Genomic DNA, 22,985 nt, shown 5'->3' on the forward strand with positions numbered 1-22,985 from the left:
CAACACGAAAGTTCAGGAGGCCAAAACAATGCAAGTTGGATTAATCGGATTAGGAAAAATGGGGTTAAACGTAGGGAAAAATCTAATTGACCACAACTACGAAGTAACCGCGTTTGACTTAGATGAAAATGCTGTAGAAGAAATCAGTAAATATGGTGCTATAGGAACATCCAGTTTAAAGGAACTAACTGAAAGCTTGGAGGGGCCCAGAATTATCTGGATTATGGTTCCGCACGCAGTTGTCGATTCAGTTATTAATGAGATAACTCCTTACTTGAGCAAAGGGGATATTGTAATTGAAGCTGGAAATTCTCACTATAAGGAGTCCATTCGTCGGCACGAGCAGCTAAAGCAAGCTGGGATAAGCTTTATGGATGCTGGCACCTCTGGCGGAATGGAGGGTGCGCGTCATGGAGCTTGTTACATGATCGGTGGAGATCCGGAAGCTTGGACGATTGTTGAGCCCATATTCCGTGACACAGCGGTCGAAAAAGGATATTTATATGCTGGAAAAGCAGGCAGCGGCCATTTCTTAAAGATGGTCCACAATGGAATTGAGTACGGAATGATGGCTGCGATTGGCGAGGGATTTGAAGTATTAGAGAAAAGTGATTTTGATTTTGACTATGAAAAAGTCGCAAGAGTATGGAATAACGGTTCAGTCATTCGCTCATGGCTCATGGACTTAACAGAACGTGCATTTTCTAAAGATGCAAACTTAGATGAAATCAAAGGAACCATGCAATCTTCAGGAGAAGGAAAGTGGACAGTGGAAACGGCTTTGGATCTGCAGGCAGCTACTCCTGTAATCGCCATGTCTCTTTTGATGCGCTACCGTTCTTTAGAGAGCGACACTTTTACCGGTAAAGTTGTAGCTGCCCTTCGGAATGAATTTGGTGGACATGCAGTGGAAAAAAGCAACTAGGCGATAAATGTGTGAATTCGGTATTTGAATCTCATACGGAAAGTGAAAGGGAGTGAAATCATGAATGTAATGGATGCAAAAATAATTAATACTCAATATGGGTTGGAGACCTATTTAGACATTGTAGAAAATATTGACGTAAAAGAACTTCATTATCCTACAGAGATAGATCATTTTTACGAAATAATGTTAGGGGTAGAGTATTTTCTGCTAAGGGAAGAAAAATATTATGACAGTGAAAAGAATTATTTTCGCATTCGTATGAATTCTGATTTTAGTTCTATAACACTAAAAGAAACAAAAACGGAAAGCTTATTTGCTATCAAGAACGAGTTCGAGAGAATTGCTACAAAGGAACTAGTTGGAGAATGGCTGATAAAAACCACAGCTTTCAAACAAGTCATAGATGGACTGATCCTACAAAAGAAAATGGAAAATGTTCAAACAGATGAAGACATTCAAAAAGTATTAGGAACGATAAGGTTCTTGGAAAAATTACTTGAAATCAAAACAGAAGACGTATTAAGTGCTGTTGTAGAGAGGGATAACTGAGTATTCCTAATAGTAACTATCAATGTGACGAATGCTCCTGATAACGATTAGATGGTTCTTTCAGATGTTTTATAAAAAATAATAAGGGAAGTTTAAACCTGAATGTGTTTTTAAGGCTTCCCTAACTTGTTACAGAAAAGGAGATTTTACACCTATGAACCGTTTTACTATTCCAAGAGATGTATATTATGGCGAAGGATCTTTAGAAGTTTTGAAAACCCTTGAAGGGAAAAAAGCAACAATCGTTATTGGGGGTCAATCGATTAAAAAATCCGGTTATCTGGATAAAATCGAATCCTATTTACGCGAGGCCGGCATTGAAACCCAACTAATCGAAGGTGTCGAAAATGATCCTTCGATTACAACTGCTCAAAATGGTGGGAAGAAGATGGAGGAATTTCAACCGGATTGGATTATTTCAGCCGGTGGAGGATCCCCGATTGATGCTGCTAAGTTAATGTGGATCTTTTATGAAAACCCTGAATTGCCGTTTGATAAAATCAAGGCTCCCAATACTTTGCCAACGTTACGGCAAAAAGCCCGCTTTGTTGCGATTTCCACTACAAGCGGAACGGGTACCGATGTATCTCCGTTTACAGTGATTACGGACTATGATAAGGGAGTTAAGTACCCGGTTTTTGGTTACGAAATTACGCCTGACATAGCCATTATTGACCCTGAGCTAACCTATTCGATGCCGGCTGATATTGTAGCTTATACAGGAATGGATGCATTAACACACGGTATTGAAGCCTATGTATCCACGATGCACAGCTCTTTTACCGATCCACTGGCCATGCAGTCAATCAAGCAAGTAGTAAACAACATTGAAAAATCCATATCAGGTGATAAAGAGGCAAGAGCCGAAATGCATTATGCCCAAGCAATTGCAGGTATGGCCTTTGGAAACGGCTTTTTAGGAATTGTTCATAGCTTGTCCCATAAGAGCGGAGCAATCTTTAAAATTCCGCATGGAGTAGCTAATGCACTCTATCTGCCATATGTAATTGATTATAATAAAAAGGCGGACAGTTCAAGGTATGCTGATATTGCAAGGATGCTTGGGTTAAACGGAAGTACAGATAACGAATTGATCGACTCGTTAACCGATCTTATCCGCCGTTTAAACAAATCGCTGAATCTGCCATTAACACTGAAGGAATTTGGTGTTGAAGAAGGAGAATTTGAAAAACATCTGGACAAGATGGCAGCAGGAGCTATTGAGGACGCTTGTACTCCATCGAATCCAAGAGAAGTATCCGTGGAAGATATGAAAAAAATATATGTCGCTGCATTTAAAGGCGAAAAAATAGAATTTTAAAGAAAAGACATCAAAGAGTCTGGTACACATTGTATCAGACTCTTTTTCTTAAAATTGCAAATAAGTAATAAAAAACACTTTGACTATTGGAATCAAAGTGTTCTTGAGAAAATTTACTTTTTATTGACTCTTGTTTCATACACGAGCATAGAGGATTGATCATCATCCGGTACAGCGTATAATTTTATTCCCTGCTTTGTATTTTCAAGATATACCGGATTACGTGTAACCACATGTCCTTTAGGAGAAAACAGAGTAATTGGCAGTTCGTGAACCATATCCATTGTTTTCATATCCAGTAAGGCTAGACCGCCCAATTCATATTTAGAAGTGGCAGCTCCTTGCTGTGGCAATTCAGTAATGCCGCTGCATATCAATTGGTCTTCCCCTGCATTCTCGCAGTCTTGATAATCTACAAAATGGCTAGGGTTAATTGATTTATTGAGCACTTTCCCTTTTTCATTGAATTCATAAAAAGTTCGCGAACCCCAGCTTACAGCCTTTAAATTTCCGTGTTTTCCATCACGCAGAATTCCACCAATATGGTCATTCGTGCGGAACGCTTCTTGAGAATTCATCGTTTCTGGATTTATTTTATAAATAATAGACTTGCTGTTCGGGCGATATTCAGCAACAGAAACCCAGACTGATTTCCCATCAAATGCAATGCCTCCAGGGTGGTACATATCTCCTTCACCAAGCTTTATATCCTTTAAGAGCTTGCCTTGTGTGTTAAAAACAAATAGGTGGCCGATTCCTTTGCCAGGTGAGCGGTCATACCCATCACGGGGCTGATCATACTTTACTGGTTTTTCGATGATTTCTACAGATGACATGTAGTAAAGGTCTCCAATTTTCGTCATTCCTTGCGGATGGAAGGTGTTAAACTGCAAATCAATTTTTTCTTTCTGTTCCCAAACGCTATCGCGAGAAAGTTGTAGGAATTTTTCTGTCAGTTGTTTGCCATCCTTACCGTATTGAAGTGTATCAGGATAGGCGAATGCCGTTGTTAGAGATCCAATAGTTAAAGCAGCTGCAAGTGCAAAAATTACTTTCTTCATTAATAAAACCTCCATGTTGACATATTTCTTACCTAGATTACTATAGAAATATTAAGTGGAAGTAATAGGAGCTCCGCATGTTTGTAAAAAATAGTTTACAAGCAAAAGACACGCGCTTAGCCGATTATATTAGTATGATTTTTTACTGTTTGCATAGCATTAAATACAATAGCAAATCTTCTATCTAAAAATAAAAAAAGAGGATCATAACGAATATATCCAGACTTGCCTTTAAATGTTTATTTGTTGCTGTGTCTTCAAAATGAAAATGATCTACATTTTTAATTCTTTTTGAACGGATCAGGTTAGCGAAGAAAAGGTATAATCTAATTGAAGTGAATAAACGGAGAATCTGAGGTAAAAAGCAGTGTATCAATTCGAACACGAGTTACAAAGGGAAAAAAAGTATATAAGGTGTATGTAATTTTATTTATTGTGTCTGCATTGTTTAATGTCATTTCATTCTTTGTGGATGGTAGTATCCTTCATGGAGTAGTCACTCTCTTATTTTCTACCATTGTCCTTCACTATGGTTTACGAAAGAAACTCTGGGCGGAATTATTCATTAAATTTACGGTTTGGTTACATATCTTAGTGTTGGTTTTAATTCTTACGATAACCATTCTAAAAGTGACAAAGTAAGTGCCTTCTTCAATCAACGGGTGGGTCAGTTAAATAATAGAGTTGCTTCGTTAGCTTGATATCTCATCAAATAAAAATTAGTAAATGGGAGGAATATCTGTGCGTGATCACACTAAAAAGGAGCTGTACTCCTGGATAAAATCAATTGTATTTGCTTTAGTGGTAGCCTTTATTTGCCGCCAGTTCTTATTTTCGCCGATAACGGTTAAGGGAGAATCCATGGAGCCAACATTTGAAAACAATGATAGAATCATCGTCTCGAAGGTTAGCAAGATTGAGCATTTTGATATGATCGTATTTCATTCGCCCATTTCAAAAGACGATTATATCAAACGGGTTATAGGCCTGCCGGGCGATACTATAGAAATGAAGAATGATGTTCTTTATATCAACGGGAAAGCTTTCGAAGAACAATATTTGAATGAAAACAAAGGTGAAATTCCATTAGAGACTACTTTGACTGAGGATTTTAAAGTCACGGTTCCAGAAGGTTCTTTGTTTGTGCTGGGGGATAACCGGCCGAGCAGCATGGACAGCAGAATCATCGGTTCAATTTCTGATGACGCGGTGGTCGGCGAAGTGAAATTTAGATTCTATCCGTTTAAAGAGGTTGGAACACCTGAATAATCGTTGTGAGTTTTTTACTGAAGCTGCACGACTGAATATGTATTGTTAAGGAGCAATGAGATGATGAACTATAAAGTTGTTGAGGAATTGAATGATAAACAATTAGATGATTTAAATAGGTTATTTAAAAACGAGTGGTGGACAACAACGCGACAACCTTCGGAAATCAAAAGAATGGTAGACAATAGTAGCCTAGTAATTGGGTTGATTGATGACGAAACAGAAGAATTAATTGGATTTGCTAGGGTGATTACAGATACTATATATCGAGCGTTTATATTCGATGTTATAGCCAATGAGAATTATAGAAATAACGGGATAGGTACAGCATTGATGGACAGTATTTTGAAACATCCTCTTGTACGAGATATAGATAGGGTGGAATTATATTGTCCCGACAGATTAGTCCCATACTATGAGAGATTCGGCTTTTCAACAAATGTAAATGGTAGTAACTTAATGAGGTATAATAAAGCAAAATAATTCACTCAGGGTGCGTAAGTTGAAGAAGAAATAAGCACTTTTTAGGAGTAACTATATGATAAGTTTACAAGATGTTTTAATGCTTGATTTTGCATACCTTGAAACCTTTACAAAGCGAATTGAAACCACGTGGGGTTCAATATTTTGTAATGAAAGCCAACCAAATTATTATGACGCAAATCACGCACATATAAGTGAAACATGTGATCATCCACAGTTAGTAATAGATGATGTAATCAGCTATTATCAATCCAGAAATATCATACCAAGATTCTATATCTATAACTTAGAAATCCAACAAAATCTAATTTCAGAATTGAAATCAAAGAATTTTAGATATGAAGAATTAATTAGTCCTGTTCAATTATGGAATAACAGAGTGATTGAAATCATTAATAACAACAGAATTGCTATTGAAAAAGTAACAGAAGAAAATTACCAAGAAGCTTTAGACATAGAGAGTAGCATTAAAGAGTTTGGAGGAAAGGAAACGATTGAGAAGGTTTATGAAGAGCAATTCAATCATCACTCTTTCACACATTATCTTCTTCGGTACGATGGAATAGCCTGTTCCACCGCATGTATTTTTGAAGATGGGATACAAGCTCGGATGGAAAGTGTAGCTACATTGAAAGAGTTCAGAGGTAAAGGCTTAATAGGTGAAGTTATTCAGTTTATACAAAGGGAAGTAATGAATCGTGGAATAATTAAACTATGGGTTTTCCCCATTAACGAATCAGTAGAAAAAGTATATCAAAAGTATGGATTTCAAACAGTCGGTAAATTGAAAAATGGACATGCATTTTTAGGTGGGAAAAGTATTAAAGAAATCCGAGGATAAGAGAATGTACCTTCAATTCTCAGATGCTTCTTATAGATCTACCGGGAATTTGTGGATTAAGCACAATAATTGAAATACATACAAGAGATAAATAAGGAGGGGAGTTTAATGGAAAATTCATTGTTAATGAGAACAGAGGCATCTTATGCATTGAATTTTTTAGTATATATCCAAAATATATTCCTTAATCAAAATGATCGTAAAGAAGAGTGCAGATTTCCCTATCTTCCATCTAAAATAGCATTTGTGGAAGATTTTGAATCACGTTTTAAAGAATTATGGGATGACGTCTCTCAAAGAATTTCTCAACATCGTATGAATGATATAAAAGTTTTTAATGATGAAAAAGATTTATTTTATCGAAGCTTGTTCGTGGATAGCGTCGATAGTCCACAGGGATATGGTGAAATTTATCAATCGTTTAAAGTATGGTGGGATAGCTTTGCTGGGCGTTTTTCAGTGGAACGTTCGATTGACGAAAGAGGTCAAAAACTATATTCAGAATTGGCAAATTCACTAATGCTAAAGGGTATTGCACCTCAAAAAGTATTAAATATCAGCTTAATTTATGATGAATGTTCCTTAGGTGATTTGGAGGTATCTTCTTATTTTACTGTCGTTCCTATTAGGTATTTTTTTGTGAAATGCAACGCATTATTAGCCAAATTACAAGAGAATATTCTTACAACTAACGGTGAATCCAGCTAAATGATTGAACCGAAAAAACCACCCATTCCCTCAAGAATAGATGGCTGAATATTATCCATTCGTTATATTTATTCAGGTTGGCAACATAGGTTTCCTTCGCCTTTTTCAAGGACGGACTTTAAGCTGTCGAGAACACCCGACCACGCCATTTGATGCCATTTAAATGCATCTGACCAATTTTCATCGCTCTTAAATCCTGTATGCTCCACAATAACTTTGGTCGTTTCATGATCAACTTCTTCAAAACTAACTTTAACAATCGTTAATTCATTGTCCATGTTCATAATATCAGCAAACTGATCAGGGCCTTTCCAGGTGAATTGCAGCTCTTTTTCATCGACAAGTTTGGTGATTTTACACCCTTTCGTATTCATTCCTGTCGTGTTGCCTGGTTCGAAATACAGTTCAAATGGGCCTCCTTCTTTTGGTTCTACAACCGCTTCAGGGGCAAACCACTCAGAAACTCGGTCTGAAATCGTCCAAGCATACCAAACCAAATCTAGTGGTACTTTCATTGTTTCTGTTTGTGTTAGCACTTTTTCTTTAGAAGTAGTATTCAAAATAATCTCCTCCTAGAAATATTTTACATATAAATGTTATCATTTAAATAGAGATAGTGTAAAGAATATTCAGATTGGTTTATAAAATCACTTTGTGTACCGGTAAAATACGAACGAATCTCCTTTTTTAATAATCTAATTAAATATGTATCTGATAATGAGAGGTAATTACATGGCCACTAACGCTAAACAAATAACACACGATAAATTATTAAATAACAGTAAATTCCTTCGTATATGGCTGGCAAGTTTATTTTCTGGGTTGTCTGTATCGATCTATTTGCTGTTAGAACAATGGTATATTGTAAATCATTTAGATTTAAACAAGTATTTGGGAATCATAATGATGGCAACAACTTTGCCGAGAGTATTGCTGATGGCATTTGGAGGAGTGCTTGCGGATCGAAATAAAAAAACGACGATTGTTTTTTTGTCACTTTTGACGAGGTTCATATTACTTTTACTTATGGCGCTTTTGTTTGAAATAGGATTATTAAAAATTGCTCCCTTATTTATATTTGCCTTATTGTTTGGGGCATTAGATGCTTTCTTTTGGCCGGCCAGAGACTCACTTATGCCATCGCTTATTCATAAAGAACAATTAATACAAGCAAATTCCTTCATACAAACGACTAATCAAATGTCTATGGTTCTTGGACCAGTTCTGGGAGCTCTGCTCATAAAAAACTTTTCATATACGATTGGGTTTATATCTATAGCATTTCTACTCTTAATAGGGGCCGTCTTGATTTTTTCAGTAAAGGAAGCCCCAAATGAATCTTCTCAAAAAAGCAGCTCATTTATACAAGATTTGCTTGAAGGTTTTAAATACGTGTTGGAGTCGAAATTCCTCATTGCTATTATGATTACCTTTATTATGACGAATCTATTTTTTATTGGTCCTCTAATGTTAAGCATTCCTTTATATGCAGATGAAAAATTTGGTGGAGAACCGTTTATTTTAAGTGTGCTCCAAAGTACCTTTGCATTGGGTATGGTAACAGGTGCCTTGCTAATGGGATTCTTAAAAATAAAGGTGAAAAGAGGATCATTAATCATTGGCTTGTTATTTTTAGAAGGAATAGCACTTTTGCTATATAGTCAATTGGTTTACTTTTGGTTATCTGCCATTTTTTTATTTATCATTGGCATGGCCATTTCCAGTGTCAATATTCCAGTAATAAGTCTAGTTCAAGAAACAGTCGTAGAAGATAAATTAGGAAGAATCTTAAGCTTAATGACGATGGTGTCGATGGGCTTAATTCCAATCTCCTATGCTTTAGTCTCAGGGCTGCTCAATTATAACATCGACATAGTCACAATATTAGCCATAGCCAGTTCCTTAATAATTGCTTTAAGTATCATTTTATTTGCGAAGGGTACATCGCTTAAAGAAATAAATTAATAGATATTTTTGTTGAATAATTGGTAGTTTTGAATACGGTTTTATAATAACTTTTATTTTAATAAGGAGCGGGGCCCATAATGGAACCAGTTAAGATAAATTATAATAATTTAGTCTTCAAAGCTGTAAGCAATTCTGAAAACGGGGAAACATCTTCGGAGACAGTTTTTCATTACAAGCAGGAAGGGAACATATTGCACGCTACCTATAAAGGCGGTTCTATTTTGTATGGCAGTTTAGTCGGAACCGTTGATGAAGAAAACAGACTCCATTTTAGATATAACCAGGTGAATAAAAACTATCAAATGCGGAGCGGCTTGTGTACTTCAACACCCGAAGTTTTACCTGATGGTCGCATCCGTTTATATGAGAAGTGGCAATGGACGGTTGATGAAAACAGTAGTGGTGAATCGATAATTGAAGAAGTTTAGGACATCTAATTGAAGCTGCGGATTTGCAGCTTTTTTCATTTCCAGACGAAACTAAACAACCTGAGCTCCAATGTATATTGAACTGAGGCTGCTTAATAATGCTTATTAATTAATGTCTATTTGACAGGAGTCATTCTAGATATTTAAAGGACAAGCACCACTAGGTCTTGGTCTTTTTACAAGCTCACCACTGCAATTTGGAAATGACTTTTGGGTGTCTATTGGTTGGATGGTGCTAATCATAATGATTTCATATATATCTGGAATGAAAGTTTATAGGAGAGTATAAGCAACTATTAATATTTGATTAAATACAATCTCAGTTCATGTTGTTTTCGATTTGAAATAAAGATCACGTTGAAGAGAATATCAATAATTTTTCCGAAAGATGATGAATAATTACAGGGATTTATAAATGCCTCAATGGAATACGGATAACCATCAACTTTAGTTAACTTGCATCACCGGTAAAGCACAGACACATTTTTATATTTTAAAGAAAAGTGTGATAGACAATCTTTAAGAAAGAAGATTATTTTTTTGAAATAAAGAGGCAGGAAAATTGAAGAACAAATGACTAACTTTGTTGTTATTCTATAAGTAGAGCTTATCAATATAATTAATAACTTTGTATTTTTTTTATTGTGCGAATTTACATATAATGGACATGAACAAAGTAATATTTATCTTATATCCAAGGGGGAATATGAATGCCTTTTATTTTTAAAGCAATTGACCATATTCAACTCGCTGCTCCGAAGGGTAGTGAAGATACTGCAAGAAAGTTTTTTAAGGATATTTTAGGTTTCGATGAAGTGGAAAAACCTGAGAAATTAAAGAAACGTGGCGGTGTTTGGTTTGCATTTGAAAATTATCAAATACATATAGGCATTGAAGAACCTTTCTCTCCAGCTAAAAAGGCACATCCTGCATTCGAAGTAGAAAATATAGAGGAATTAAAAAAACATCTGCGAACAAATAATGTTGATGTTATTGATGACGATAACCTTCCCGGAGCTAAAAGATTCTACATTTCGGACCCTTTTGGTAACCGAATGGAATTGTTAGAGTGGATAAAAGAATGATAAAATTTTTTTAGTTTGGAGGCTGTGGTTGCAGCCTTTTTCTTATTATGCTAACTGGCAGTTTGGTTAAAGAATGGAACTGTTATTTTATGTATAATTAAAAAACCCTAGATGGTTACGAGAAAAATTAAAGGTAGGGAGAATATCTTAGTGAAAAAAACAGCAGTATTATTATATCCTCAATTTAGCGAATATGAATTAAGTATAGCTTTGTCCGTTTTAATGCAAGGAAATAAACCAATTGTTACTGTTGGATTCACCAATCAATTAATTAAAGGTGAGTCAGGGTTATCTTGTGTAGCCGATTCATATGTTGATGAAATTAATCCTGACGAGATAGATAGCATCTTATTACCGGGCTGTATGGACATTATGTCCCTAACAGACGAAGTAAGACTTTTTGATTTCATTAAAAAAGTGACTACAAAAGAAACAGTAATTGCGAGCATATCCAGTTCTCCATTTCTTTTAGCAAAAGCAGGTGTTTTAACAGGAAAAAAATATACTGTTGGGATGACTGAGGAAAATAGGGATATGGTGGGTGTGTTTGAAAAAGAGAACTATTCAAATGAAATGGTAGTTCAAGATGGAAACATCATTACTGCAAGGGGACGAGGGTTTATTAGATTTGGTATTTATTTAGGGAAGGCGTTAAACCTTGAATTTGATGAAAGATGGTATCAAGAGTAATTTAAGACTGTTATTCGACAAACGGTTGCTTTCGTATTATAAGGTCAACCAGTAAAGTGTCTACTCTATAGGGTACATTTTATCTTTATAAACAAAAACACGAGCGGAAGTAGTCGCTCGTGATTTTAATTTAAGATGGATAATTAATTTTTCCTTTTTCAACTAATTGTTTTAACCCCTCAAACATATAACCCCAACCTTCTTCGGTTTGGCTATTATATTCATCATGTGCTTTTTCAATGTCTTCCTCAGTCCAACCTTCTTCGTGAGGTACGACAATCACTTGTGTGAAGGTCATTTCGCAGCCATTTTCAAAAGGTTTAATTTCAACGGTAATCCTGTCCTCTGTATCACTAAATTGAGGCATTCTAAATGTTAAAACTAATTTACTTGGTGGGTGAACCTCTATGTACTCACCAACTGCCCTGTAATCTTTACCTTCTCTATGGTCGACGATTTCCCAAGAACCACCTACGCGAGGATCATTTTTTGTCACTTTATTCGTTGTTTCCATTGTAAAAAACCATTTTCTCATCATTTCTGGGTTCAGCCAAGCATCAAATACTCTTTCCGCAGTGACATCAAAACGACGAGTCATAGTAAGAGTTGTTGTTGATGTGTTAACCATTTTTATCATCCTTTACTAAATAATTTAATTATAAAATTGTACGAATAATCTAATGTTCCTCCTTTTTTGCTTTATTTAGCTCACGTTCAAAAACGTCAAACTGCCTGTTCCAAAAACGCTCATAAAAACGAAGCCATTCTGTTGCAGCTGATAACGAGTGGGGATTAAGACGACATATATGTGTTCGCCCTTCCACAGTCTTTTCAAGTAATCCTGCCCGTTCTAAAACTTTGATATGCTTAGAAATAGCTGCTAAAGACATATCAAAAGGTGCCGCCAGTTCTGAAACTGTGCGGTCATTAGAGGCAATAAGACGAACTATTTCTCTTCGAGTTGGGTCAGCCAAGGCTTGGAAAATATTATTTAGGTTATCATTATTTTGTTCAACCATATGGTTAAATATAATAGATAAAACAAAATAATTCAACCATTTGGTTAAATGAATTTTGTACTTTATTATTTTTAACAGATTCGTGTAATGTATAAAATTCATGAAGCATTACTTTGTAATGAGGAATACTTTTTGTGTCTAAATTTAGGGAGATAAAGAGGGTTCTTATGAAATGGTATAATGTAATAGGATAAAAATTTATTGTTATTCGATAAATTATGTATTATATTAAGATTAGTCTAACGATAAACAAGCGAGGTGCTTTTTGATGAAACAAGGAACAACACTTTTTTTAAAGGTAGCCGTTTTTATTATTGGAATAACCATTCTATCCTTGTGTATTTTTTATTTGCCTTGGTCAGCAAATTATACGACAGAAAGATTTCCAGAGTTTTCTCATTTGAAATATCCTGTGTTAATCGGTTTAAATGTTACGACTATTCCATTTTTCTTTGCTCTGTATCAGGCTTTAAAGCTTTTAAACTATATTGAAAATAAAAAAGCTTTCTCGGATTTATCTGTAAAGACATTACATTATATAAAATACTGTGCAATTTCAATCAGTGTATTATATGTATTAGGTGGTATAGTTCTTATTTTAGAAAGTGCTTTGCATCCAGGAATTGCAATTATAGGTTTTATCATTATTTTTTCTTCTGTTGTTATCGCACTTTTTACGACTGTCCTTCAGATGCTATTAAAAAATGCTCTGGATATAAAATCAGAAAGCGATTTAACGGTCTGAGGTGAAAAGATTGGCGATTATAATAAATATTGATGTAATGTTGGCAAAAAGAAAAATGAGTGTAACAGAACTTTCCGAAAGAGTAGGGATAACAATGGCAAACCTTTCTATTTTGAAAAATGGAAAGGCAAAAGCGATTAGATTATCAACTCTAGAAGCCATTTGTAAAGCTTTGGACTGTCAACCTGGCGATATCTTAGAATATAGGAGCAACGAAGAAATCTAGAGAAACTAACTAGAAGTTTATTGGAGTAAATTGTAAGGATACAAAATAAAGTTAAACCTAACTACAAGTAGTAAGGAAAATAAATATGGAAAATGAACAGGTAAAGGTATTTGGATAAAAAAATATTAATTAATGGGATTACTTGTTAAAAAAGATTTTTGAATGCTAACGCCACGATGAAAATAGGAGGGGGATAATGAGTAAAAAATAAAAAATTACATTTGTTTAACCTAATTGCAGGAATAATTATTATTGGTATGATGATACAGGCAATTGTATCTGGTAGTAACAACCTTCCATATGTAGTCATATTATTATATGTTCTATCTTATTTGTTACAAAAGGCGAATTTTAAGGGAATAACCAAGTTTGTTGGTTTGACAATTACAATTTTACTTTTAATTTGGTCATTAATGTTTTTGTTAGATTTTATTTTTCCTTTTGCCCCATAGATAAACCAATACCACAGTATTAATATTCTTCACTTAAGTGCTTTTCATATGATTATCTTATTATGCTAACGGGGCGCTTTGGTTGAACAAGAAAAAGTACATATAGGAGATTACAATGGAAAAGAACGAGATACCGTCTCCAATGGGGAAAGAGTTTTTTGTGCAAGTTAGTGATTTAAAACTATATGCAAAGTTGTATGGCGAAAAGAAAGAAAAACCAACTGTTGTAATGGATGCCGGGTATGGAGACTATTCCAAGGCCTGGAATTCGATAATCCCTAAAATTTCTATGCTAACGGAAGTGCTTGTTTATGATAGAGCGGGATTAGGAAAGAGCGAAAAAAGCTCTAATCCCAGAACGAGCCAAGAAATGGTTAAAGAGTTGAAAGAACTTCTGACGGTAATGAAGATAAAACCTCCATATCTATTAGTAGGTCATTCTTATGGGGGAGTAAACACAAGGATCTATGCTACAGAGTATCCTGACGATGTTGCTGGACTTATCTTGGTTGATTCTACCCCGGAAAATTATAATGAAACGTTTCTCCCAACTATGCCGATAGATTTTCAAGAAGCATATAATAAACAATTTATTTATGAGGGTACCTATGATGAATTTATGGAAAGCTTGCAACAACTAAAACAAACGAGAAGGCCATTAAATGTTCCGTTGATTGTTTTATCAGCTGGGAAAAAAGCTCATTATTCTAAAGAATCTCAGGAATTGTGGAATGACATGCAAAAGGAGATCCTTGATATATCTGCAAAAAGTGAGCTTATCATTGCGGAAAATAGTGCTCATTATATACAGAACGATGAACCCGTTGTAGTGATTAGTGCGATAAAACGAATTTTATCAGATGGTATTTTACGGATAAAGGAAAATCTAATGTAATTATTAAGGAGACTGAGAACGCAGAAAAAAGGACAATTAGAGGTGTTTTAACCTAAATGAGACAATTATAGACCAAAATGACTACACAAATTTTATTGTAAGTGAAGTCAAAGATCATGTAATACGAATAGCTGTAATCAATGGAGAATTCCATTGGCATAAACATGAGGATTGTGATGAATTATTTTATGTATTAGAAGGTGAACTTTTCATAGACTTCGAAAACGATGAAGCAGTTTGATAATACCAGGTGAAATATTTACTATACATGCAAATAGAGTGCTCGAATTCGTTCAAATGAACGGACAGTTAATATGGGCTTTGAAAAGGCAAGTAATGATATAGGGAGAGATTATTTCTGCTGGGTACCATACATAAGTAGGAATGCTGCTACTAAATGGATGGAGATAAAAAAATGCCCGTTGACTTTGATAGCAACGGGAACAAATTAATATTATGCAATAAGGCAGTTCTTTAAGTTAAAGATGTAGGCTTAATTGTCATAGGACCTGGTTGAGACTCAGCGATTATACGCTCGTCATTCGCCACCTTACTAAAACCAAAAACACCAACAAGAATTAATGATAGTAAAATAGTCTTTTTAAACATGGATTTTACCTCCTTAACAGCTTTAAGTTAAGTATATTTAGAGAGTATGTTAATGAAAAGGGGTAAAATTTACATTTTTTAAGACTATTGGATACGTCTTTTTTCGATAAAATTTTACTAGAAAGTAATATAATGCAGCTTCATTATGGAATATTAGACAAATAATCATCGTGGTTTAAAGCAATTTTGAAATAATCCGCCGCTTTTTTATAGGCTCGTAGTTCATAATAGTATTGTGCAAATTCCATGGCTAATTTACTAACTATTATATTTTGCTTTAATTCGATACCTTGTTCGATTATTTTTTGCATTTCTTTCTCGTATCTGAAATAGTCCTCTCTATTATAGTAACTTTTTATCTGCAGGGCTTTTAACTCAATTAAAACAAAATTCAAATTCTTATCTTCAGCAATCTTTATAGCGTCTTGAAGAAAATTATGAGCCAAATCCCATTGTTTTTTTTGTTGATAAATCTCAATCAAACTTTTAAGAGAGTATACCTTTTCGTCTTCTAAATCCAAAGATTCATTGATTTTAATACTTTCATGAAAATGAGCAATGGATTTATCGAATTCTTGTAGCCCCTGGTAAACTCGTCCCAAATTATACTCAATCATAGCGTTTAAATTCGTATCGCTACTTAAGTCAATATTTTCTCTAGCTTCAAGTAAGTGAACTAAAGAATTTTTGTAATCTTTTATTAAGTGACATTGGACACCTCTTGTTATTAGTACTTTTGATAAATGCTCCGTATCACCTAAAAAAAGAAAAATATCATATGCTTTCTTTGAATAATATAGACACAATGTTTTATCTTTTAGAATCCTTTGTTTCACTAAACTTATATTATAAAATAATTTTGCATTTGCGATTGTGTCTCCTTCAATTATTAAGTTTTCAGCCATCGTAAAATACCGATCTGCCTCTGAATAAATTTGAGTAGTGTAGAATAGAATGCCGCAAGAAATATAGTAGTTCATATAGAATTCGCTATATATATTATCATATTCCATTGAAACTGTTTTTTGTGAAACTTGATATACTTGTTCTGCTCGAGCAATATCTTTATTGTCTATATAATACCTGATTAATAAGCCGAAAATTTGGACTAAGATATATGAAGGGTAGGGTTCTTTGGTGCTGATATTTAGGAAATTTAATTCCTCTTCAGCTACATTTTTTGTGGTTTGATATATTTGGATAATATCCTTTATTTTTTTCTCCTTTTCGGAAATATTTTCATTTAATAAATCACTTAATGAGATATCCAAGCGATTAACAATTCTTTCCAGCATTGCTCTTGAAGGTTTTAATTTACCGTTTTCAACCCGACTTAAATAAGCAACGGAACAAATACCTTCTACTAACTTATCTTGTGTCATTCTCTTATGTATCCTAAGCTGTCTAATCTTGTCTCCTATAGTCATGCTTAGTCCCGTCCCTTTTGGAAAATTTATTTAGTACTATTATCATAGCAAAAAAGACATTTCTTCGTAAGAAATGTCTCACAGATCTACCTTTTAGCTATTTATGATTGGATAGCTTTTTTTGGTAATTCAGGAAGACTCTTGAATATAGATGCGATTATTGCGAAGTCTATTCCCAAGGCGACTAAAATCTCACTATATTATTGACTTAAGGCACCTTCTGTTTCAGAGAGGATAGAATGATTAAAAGGAATTTGCACAGCTTTGGTAATACCCAGCACCCACTTCTTAGAGAATAGTTTGAAGGTGATACACTGTATTAGACACGGAAAACATTTTCTAATTCTAACTTCTTAGGAGCTCTTTCCTATAAAAGAGCCGATGCCAGTTGTTTAGCTTAAGCGGAAAGATTTGATTAATTTTTGAAACAGGTGAATATTTTAAAGTATCTGAATTCACATAAATAGCTTTAATCGTTTGTTGTTGCATATCGTATTTTGAACTTGCAAATGAAGCACCCCACCAAACTCTATCCGAATGATGGAGCACTCCACTTGTGTTGGCCCAAGCGATACCAACCTCCATAATTGATTTTTTGCGTAAGGTGTCCTGGTAAATATACTGGGAATGCTCCTTGGTTATCAGGCAAAATGATAAGGGTTCGATAATAAAATACCAACTGCCATGGGACACCAAGTTTACTCAACTATGCACATATCATTTCTCCTACTTAATTTGTTTTAACCACTGTGTAAAAACAATAGAATGTTTTTTGTTAAAATCATCTGCGAGAAAAATCGTAGCATCTTTATCTAAATGGTTAATTACCCGACTCGTTACCTCACCGTGGATGTTTAAATAGAGGTCAACGTTATTCATTAGTTGTAAAGTATCTAACAATGTGTTTTGTAACGAGTTGTATTTAGTAACTTCTTCAATGTTCATTAAGTATCCAATTCCTATATTAGAAAAAATTTTATTTTCTTGTTGTAGCTTTCTTACATGATAATGAACATTATCTTCTCTCCGTATCCTTTTTTGGCAGATATACCTGCTATTGTTTTGTTCAAATCTATAAAATCCTGGCAACTTTATTCCCTCTACTACAAGAGGGTGCAGAATAATTAAGATCGGTTCTATGGTGGGAATTCCTTGAAGTTGCAAAGCCTCATATAAGATTTGACCTAATATATCCTTATGGATTAGTGGAAACTCGAGCTGGTGGTTAGTATTAATATCTTTTTGAATGCTACATGGAATTTCCATCAGAGATTTATTAATCTGAAATAAAGGCTTTGCAGTTTTCATGTGTTGTTTAAAATCCTGAATATTATCTAATGTATTCAAAATCCTCTTCCCTTTCTTTTCCTTTTTTTAAGAATAACCTGGTTATTCTATTAATAACAACAAGTTAAATTATATCGATTTTGTCCTTGTTGAATGTTTGAAAATCAATATGAATTTTACTAAATAGTATGCGAGTTTAAAAAGCTGTATTTGGCAATTAAAAAATGCTGTTTATGGCAGTATGTTTTTTGAATGTGAAAAACCTGAAAATATGCAAGGAATGAATAAAAACTTGCATATTTTCAGGTTATTAGTAATTTAGGATATTCAACAAAAGCACCCGTTAGCTGAATAAAGAATCTTTATTTTTTTATACATTTTTCAACTCATCAGTTTGTTCCTTTGTTAGGGTAGAGTAATTTGAACCACCATTATATAAAACTGCACTACTATCATCTTTATACCAGATATATCGTCGAATTTCCGAAACACCCTCCTTGGGTCTGTCTAGTGAAAAGAAGGTTTCTGGTTCCCGTTTTGATTCATATCCCACACATAAGCGGTGAAGGTATATTCCCTTTACTGCTTCTTCACGTTCGATAACTTCAATGCTCCTTCGAGAGAATCCTCCTATGAATGAATAGGTATCATATAAAATGTTGAATAAATGCTCACCTTCACGCAAAAAATAGAATAAAAAAAAGGAGTAGTGGTCGTATGCAAGAAGAAAATCAAAATTTAGTAGGTTGGCAACCGAAAATTAATATAAGTAGTGCTGCAAAGGCAGTAACTGACGTTGCTGATATAGCAAGGCAAATAGCAGAAAACACCATAAAGGAGGACATTCCTTATTTTTTTGAAAACATATGGGACTGCGTAGAAGGATGCGGTGTCTCTCTTGATAAAATAAGACTTCGCTTAATGCATCGAGCCATCCAATATATAACTTTAGTAACACCAGCACTATGCAATGTGTCATATCAATGGATTTATCCCGAAATCATCCGCCCAAAAGTTCGTGACCGTATTAGACAATATCCTTTCCCAACCATCAGGCAATTGCTAAACCCTAGAGAAGCCGTTTGGGGAAATGCTCAAGGTCAGATTGAACCTCCAAGATATAGCACACCAATAGACCCTAACACCTTTATTTTTGACGATACAAGAGAAGCATGGGTATTTATTCATGGGATGCTTTATAAGGCGGTAGAACGAGATGGTTCTGATTTTACTCATGATGAACGTATTGATGCATTTGATTTCTTCAGGACATTTGAAAGTGAAGCAAGAGTTTTTAACCCTGATCGTTCAATTCCTAATCCTCCAAATGCGGCATTAATAGACATTTATTTAATAAGCTATGACTCAGAAATGTCGGGTGAAGATGAAAGACAATTACAGATGGTCTTAGAGGATTTTGTCTTTAACGGAAACATTTTCCCTACAATAGCAGCTGCATTTTGGACTGAGATGAAAACTCGAGCTGAAGAAACAGCAACTTATATCAGACCATTCCTAGAAGAACTTCAAGGTAGAAACAGGGGACGGGCTATTACACACTCTTTAGGATGCTATGTTCTTGCTCATGCCGCACAACAAATGATGGAAAACGAAAGAATTGCAGCATTCTCTTCATGGTGGTGTATGTCTGCAGCAATGCGTTCAGATGCATTTTCAAACACTGGAGAATACAACCTTGCCCCATTAATTGCTGGTATCTGGGATGGTCTTGGTCACGGAACTTCAGTATGGTATTCATTAGCCGATGTAACATTACAGATTATTTACCCATTTGGAGAATGTGCAACAGCTTTAGGGATGACAGGATTGGGAGTAAATGACGATGGTTATGCTCATGATTTCGATATTACAAAAATTGTGGATGTTTATCATGGTCCAGCAGGAGAATACATGACTAGATTAGGCTCACATATTCGCGGGGCTCTTAACACAGGAAATTAGTTCTGATATGAAAGTCAACACAAATAGAAAAGACCACTAGATGTGTTGGTGGTCTTGCCATTCTGATTTGGTGACCAGGAGGATATTCCAACATGCCGATACACGCTTCATTATTATTATTGTAGATTTAAAAGAAAGTTTGATAATTTGTAAAAAAGTTCGATAATTTATAAAAAAGATTGATAATTTAAAACAAAGTTCGATAAATCCCTGTATTAATATAGGGGTTTTCTTTTGACTGTTTTCAATTAAAGGGCCATTTAATGGAATAACATATCTTAAAGAAAATTGTTATAGGTAAAGAGATTGTGATGATTATCACTTAAACTACGGGGCAGGTTAGTGAAAGAAGACGTTAGGTGAAACATTAACTTTGATATTATTCAAGGTTATACTTATGATGGGGTGCTTTAATAAGAATATTGTATTTTTGAAAGGGATTTTTCAATGACAGCTCATTATTTTATCGCTACATTAAAACCAATTCCTGAATATCACACAAGTGAAAATAATTATCCATTTCTAAATGGTGAAGCGTATAAGGAAAGTTTGCCGTTTACCCTCCCTTATGTTTATGAACTTGGAGGTGAAGATATTGAATTTATTACATTCTTAGATTCATTTATGGAAATAGGGGACGTTGTAGAACTATATATATTTGAGGAAGGACGACTGGGTTATCCCTTATCACATAATTATCCAGAAGAGGCCAGAACAATTAATCTCTTTAAAAAAACTTACAAAGATCAATACGGTGAATATCAATTAGACTCAAAGAAATGGAAAGAAGAGCTTTCCAGACGAACTATTGCATCAAAACGAAGCGTTACCATATTCGTTAAACATTAGTGACCTCACCTGCTGCTCTCAAGGTTGTTATTGAACTAACGGGTGCGTTGATCCAGGAAGGATTAACCGCCTTTTTGTTGAATTTCTTATTGAACAAACGGGCAGTTTAGTTTAAGAAGAAAATGGTAAAACGTGCTATCATTTAATGAGAAGAGAATACTTAATAAGCGGGTGGTATCCGGTGGATTGGATAGAAGTTAAAGATAGTAAAGATATTGAAAATCTTTTGGACAAATTTGGTGGATTCCATGATAGTTGTTTAAAGGAATTACACATGTGGACTGAGAGTTTTGTTGATGAAAATTTATCGATGGGTATGTCAACAGAACTTGATACCAATGTACGAATCCTTTTCCAAAGGCAGTTTCGTGACACTTCTGCAATTGAGTTATTATTTGAAGGTGTAACCCAATTTCACATCGTTCCAAGTCCAATTAATTACGATTCAATCATTGATGATGCAAAACTGATTTTACATAAAGGTTTATTTTATTGGGCTGATGACTATGATTGGGAACCCGAAGACTATACTCTTGGTACTAATAGCTGGATTTCTGCCAAGAGTCTAAAATGGCGTGATGCTAGTTCATGGATGGATGTTAATGGAAAAGCAACATCAATATTTAAAGGAAATTGGTTATAAAGTTGTTCAAACAAAAACAATGAATAAGTGGCGGGGGATGTTAATTTTAAATATTAAAAGTGGGTTTAATGTCATTGATACATATACTGATGAAAAGGGGTTACATAAAATCATCCTTGAAAAAAATTTAATCAACTAACGGGTGCGATAGAAGAAGAACAAATAATCGATCCTAAGCATGAGGCCATATCAGGTTATTCCGTTAAAGGGCGCAATTCCGCAGCATGAATTGTGCTCTTTCTTTATGTTAAGGGCGCTTTAATTGAGGAAGGATCACAGAAATGATCAAACTTTTTTATAAAGAATGATCCAATTAAATATATTAAGAGCGTGTTTTGATCAATCTTTTGTTCAAACACGCTCTTTCTTTTTGTTCATTTATCAAGGTTATTAGTATGAATTTGATCAAACATTATTCAAAAGCAACATATTATGTGTAACTGATATTCACATATCCAATATCTCACTACTTTAGTTAATTTGACTAATTTTCATCAGTTGGAATGATCCCCATTTTTTTGTATTCTTCTACGACCTTCAAAGATTGTTCACGTTCTTTTTTATCAATTCGTTAGAGACAACAATTTCATCCACTATCTTTTTAAATTCCATAGTTTCCATTAGGATTTTCTCCTCTTTGTTCTTTAAGGACAAATATTCTATGCTAAACTCTCTTTTCCTTCTTCAACTATCCTGCCAGTTAGTTGAAAAAGAAAATAGCCACCTATTAACTGGCAGCCGGAACTCGAAGTAAACACCCATCAGCTTAATATCAATTCTTAAAATCAGCTACATTCCAATTCCATTTCGCATTGATGGTGTCCATAAATTCTTGAATTTTTTCTTTTGATAAGTCTTTTTCTCCGTTTAACTTATTCGCATAGGATTTTAATACCCAAGTTTCGTCATAAGGCTTTTCTGGTGCTTTCCATTGGACACCGAACCTATAATCCCTTGCATCTATCGTTACTTCAACTGAAAGTATATTATCTCCGTGTAATATGAAATGTCGCATCTCCATTTCGCCTAACACCTCCATTAACAGTTTAACATATATATCCATTCTCTTATTGAACTAACCTGCTCCGTTAATACATTAAGCACAGCTTAGCAATTATGTATAAATATAAGCATCTATACACTTCCGTTTTGAGTAATGATTCAAAGTGATTAATAAACATACTGCCAAAACATACATCATTTAAATGCCAGAAACAAAAAGCTGCCTCTTTTAGATTTTGACGCCACAGTTAAACACATATATTTATTTGTGGCAAATGGTGTAATCACCCTTGACAAAAGGATTTTCACTACAAATTTGGTCTGGACCTAGATAATTGTTATTTTATCTAGATGAAAGCAGGCGCACCTCTTTAATAAGGAAAGCATTTTCACACTAAAGAATAAATTTTCCCGGAATAAGAATTTATCGATTTTAAGTGTAATGGCTTTCATTTTCTCATTAGCTACTATTTTGCTGCATTATGTTGAATAGATGCTGTTTAAAGAAATGAATTGTCTAGTTCTTACAACTTCTCTT

Annotated in this window: 25 protein-coding genes and 1 pseudogene; 18 read left to right on the plus strand and 8 right to left on the minus strand. The window is 34.5% G+C overall.

All coding sequences use genetic code 11. The features are described 5' to 3' along the window. The first annotated feature begins 28 nt into the window (after positions 1 to 28). From gnd to LQ216_RS14525, 3 genes are all read left to right on the plus strand, one after another. Entirely contained in the window at positions 29 to 925 is an 897-nt protein-coding gene (gnd, locus tag LQ216_RS14515) for a phosphogluconate dehydrogenase (NAD(+)-dependent, decarboxylating) (protein ID WP_230130199.1), read from the plus strand. A 60-nt stretch (positions 926 to 985) separates the two neighbouring features. Then, positions 986 to 1,477: a hypothetical protein gene (locus LQ216_RS14520; RefSeq protein ID WP_230130200.1), complete on the plus strand. Its 492-nt coding sequence runs from the start codon at positions 986 to 988 to the stop codon at positions 1,475 to 1,477. A gap of 154 nt (positions 1,478 to 1,631) precedes the next feature. Continuing rightward, positions 1,632 to 2,798 carry an iron-containing alcohol dehydrogenase gene (locus tag LQ216_RS14525; protein WP_230130201.1) on the plus strand — a complete coding sequence of 389 codons (1,167 nt, stop codon included), beginning with the start codon at positions 1,632 to 1,634 and terminating at the stop codon, positions 2,796 to 2,798. A gap of 113 nt (positions 2,799 to 2,911) precedes the next feature. On the opposite strand, the gene LQ216_RS14530 is transcribed toward LQ216_RS14525, so the two are convergent. Beyond that, a complete protein-coding gene (locus tag LQ216_RS14530; protein WP_230130202.1) occupies positions 2,912 to 3,859 on the minus strand; it encodes a DUF6454 family protein in 948 nt (315 codons plus the stop codon). A gap of 741 nt (positions 3,860 to 4,600) precedes the next feature. On the opposite strand from LQ216_RS14530, the gene lepB reads away from it, so the two are divergent. From lepB to LQ216_RS14550, 4 genes are all read left to right on the plus strand, one after another. Then, a complete protein-coding gene (gene lepB, locus LQ216_RS14535) occupies positions 4,601 to 5,128 on the plus strand; it encodes a signal peptidase I (protein WP_290369278.1) in 528 nt (175 codons plus the stop codon). A gap of 60 nt (positions 5,129 to 5,188) precedes the next feature. Next, a complete protein-coding gene (locus tag LQ216_RS14540) occupies positions 5,189 to 5,611 on the plus strand; it encodes a GNAT family N-acetyltransferase (protein WP_230130204.1) in 423 nt (140 codons plus the stop codon). 55 nt (positions 5,612 to 5,666) lie between these two features. After that, positions 5,667 to 6,452 (plus strand): GNAT family N-acetyltransferase, encoded by a 786-nt coding sequence (locus tag LQ216_RS14545; protein WP_230130205.1) that lies wholly within the window; start codon positions 5,667 to 5,669, stop codon positions 6,450 to 6,452. A 108-nt stretch (positions 6,453 to 6,560) separates the two neighbouring features. After that, positions 6,561 to 7,160, plus strand: a complete 600-nt coding sequence (locus tag LQ216_RS14550; RefSeq protein ID WP_230130206.1) for a hypothetical protein — start codon at positions 6,561 to 6,563, stop codon at positions 7,158 to 7,160. Between the two features lie 68 nt (positions 7,161 to 7,228). On the opposite strand, the gene LQ216_RS14555 is transcribed toward LQ216_RS14550, so the two are convergent. Next, entirely contained in the window at positions 7,229 to 7,720 is a 492-nt protein-coding gene (locus LQ216_RS14555) for an SRPBCC domain-containing protein (RefSeq protein ID WP_230130207.1), read from the minus strand. Positions 7,721 to 7,892: 172 nt separating this feature from the next. Between LQ216_RS14555 and LQ216_RS14560 the strand changes: the two genes are divergently transcribed. From LQ216_RS14560 to LQ216_RS14575, 4 genes are all read left to right on the plus strand, one after another. Then, positions 7,893 to 9,125: an MFS transporter gene (locus tag LQ216_RS14560; protein ID WP_230130208.1), complete on the plus strand. Its 1,233-nt coding sequence runs from the start codon at positions 7,893 to 7,895 to the stop codon at positions 9,123 to 9,125. A gap of 80 nt (positions 9,126 to 9,205) precedes the next feature. Next, a complete protein-coding gene (locus tag LQ216_RS14565) occupies positions 9,206 to 9,556 on the plus strand; it encodes a n-acetylglutamate synthase (RefSeq protein ID WP_230130209.1) in 351 nt (116 codons plus the stop codon). A 710-nt stretch (positions 9,557 to 10,266) separates the two neighbouring features. Continuing rightward, positions 10,267 to 10,641, plus strand: a complete 375-nt coding sequence (locus LQ216_RS14570) for a VOC family protein (RefSeq protein WP_230130210.1) — start codon at positions 10,267 to 10,269, stop codon at positions 10,639 to 10,641. A gap of 150 nt (positions 10,642 to 10,791) precedes the next feature. Continuing rightward, entirely contained in the window at positions 10,792 to 11,331 is a 540-nt protein-coding gene (locus LQ216_RS14575; protein ID WP_230130211.1) for a DJ-1/PfpI family protein, read from the plus strand. A gap of 130 nt (positions 11,332 to 11,461) precedes the next feature. On the opposite strand, the gene LQ216_RS14580 is transcribed toward LQ216_RS14575, so the two are convergent. After that, a complete protein-coding gene (locus tag LQ216_RS14580) occupies positions 11,462 to 11,959 on the minus strand; it encodes an SRPBCC domain-containing protein (RefSeq protein WP_230130212.1) in 498 nt (165 codons plus the stop codon). Between the two features lie 49 nt (positions 11,960 to 12,008). After that, positions 12,009 to 12,452, minus strand: coding sequence for a metalloregulator ArsR/SmtB family transcription factor (locus tag LQ216_RS14585; protein ID WP_230130213.1), 444 nt, complete (start codon positions 12,450 to 12,452; stop codon positions 12,009 to 12,011). A 166-nt stretch (positions 12,453 to 12,618) separates the two neighbouring features. Between LQ216_RS14585 and LQ216_RS14590 the strand changes: the two genes are divergently transcribed. The 3 genes from LQ216_RS14590 (at position 12,619) to LQ216_RS14600 (ending at position 14,668) form a co-directional block, all read left to right on the plus strand. After that, positions 12,619 to 13,095, plus strand: a complete 477-nt coding sequence (locus LQ216_RS14590; protein ID WP_230130214.1) for a DUF2975 domain-containing protein — start codon at positions 12,619 to 12,621, stop codon at positions 13,093 to 13,095. Between the two features lie 10 nt (positions 13,096 to 13,105). Continuing rightward, positions 13,106 to 13,321, plus strand: coding sequence for a helix-turn-helix transcriptional regulator (locus LQ216_RS14595; protein ID WP_230130215.1), 216 nt, complete (start codon positions 13,106 to 13,108; stop codon positions 13,319 to 13,321). 594 nt (positions 13,322 to 13,915) lie between these two features. Beyond that, on the plus strand, positions 13,916 to 14,668 hold the full coding sequence (locus LQ216_RS14600; protein ID WP_230130287.1) for an alpha/beta hydrolase: 753 nt from the start codon (positions 13,916 to 13,918) through the stop codon (positions 14,666 to 14,668). A 474-nt stretch (positions 14,669 to 15,142) separates the two neighbouring features. Here the strand turns inward: LQ216_RS14600 and LQ216_RS20400 are convergent, their stop codons facing one another. The 3 genes from LQ216_RS20400 to LQ216_RS14610 form a co-directional block, all read right to left on the minus strand. After that, positions 15,143 to 15,277: a hypothetical protein gene (locus LQ216_RS20400; RefSeq protein WP_290369279.1), complete on the minus strand. Its 135-nt coding sequence runs from the start codon at positions 15,275 to 15,277 to the stop codon at positions 15,143 to 15,145. A gap of 143 nt (positions 15,278 to 15,420) precedes the next feature. After that, the gene (locus LQ216_RS14605; protein ID WP_290369280.1) at positions 15,421 to 16,704 is read right to left on the minus strand and encodes a helix-turn-helix transcriptional regulator; all 1,284 of its coding nucleotides are present in this window, start codon (positions 16,702 to 16,704) and stop codon (positions 15,421 to 15,423) included. Between the two features lie 726 nt (positions 16,705 to 17,430). Further along, the gene (locus LQ216_RS14610; protein ID WP_230130217.1) at positions 17,431 to 18,051 is read right to left on the minus strand and encodes a hypothetical protein; all 621 of its coding nucleotides are present in this window, start codon (positions 18,049 to 18,051) and stop codon (positions 17,431 to 17,433) included. Positions 18,052 to 18,708: 657 nt separating this feature from the next. Between LQ216_RS14610 and LQ216_RS14615 the strand changes: the two genes are divergently transcribed. From LQ216_RS14615 to LQ216_RS14630, 4 genes and pseudogenes are all read left to right on the plus strand, one after another. After that, a complete protein-coding gene (locus LQ216_RS14615) occupies positions 18,709 to 19,953 on the plus strand; it encodes a hypothetical protein (protein ID WP_230130218.1) in 1,245 nt (414 codons plus the stop codon). A 447-nt stretch (positions 19,954 to 20,400) separates the two neighbouring features. Next, positions 20,401 to 20,802: a hypothetical protein gene (locus tag LQ216_RS14620; protein ID WP_230130219.1), complete on the plus strand. Its 402-nt coding sequence runs from the start codon at positions 20,401 to 20,403 to the stop codon at positions 20,800 to 20,802. Positions 20,803 to 20,983: 181 nt separating this feature from the next. After that, positions 20,984 to 21,445 (plus strand): hypothetical protein, encoded by a 462-nt coding sequence (locus tag LQ216_RS14625; protein WP_230130220.1) that lies wholly within the window; start codon positions 20,984 to 20,986, stop codon positions 21,443 to 21,445. Then, positions 21,402 to 21,584, plus strand: a pseudogene (locus LQ216_RS14630) (GNAT family N-acetyltransferase); the annotation flags it as partial. The gene LQ216_RS14625 and the pseudogene LQ216_RS14630, both read left to right, overlap by 44 nt. Before the next feature lie 633 nt (positions 21,585 to 22,217). On the opposite strand, the gene LQ216_RS14635 reads toward LQ216_RS14630, so the two are convergent. Next, positions 22,218 to 22,466 carry a hypothetical protein gene (locus LQ216_RS14635; RefSeq protein ID WP_117307958.1) on the minus strand — a complete coding sequence of 83 codons (249 nt, stop codon included), beginning with the start codon at positions 22,464 to 22,466 and terminating at the stop codon, positions 22,218 to 22,220. Positions 22,467 to 22,985: the final 519 nt, after the last annotated feature.

Source organism: Bacillus sp. CECT 9360 (assembly GCF_918741275.1).
GTDB lineage: Bacteria > Bacillota > Bacilli > Bacillales > DSM-1321 > Peribacillus.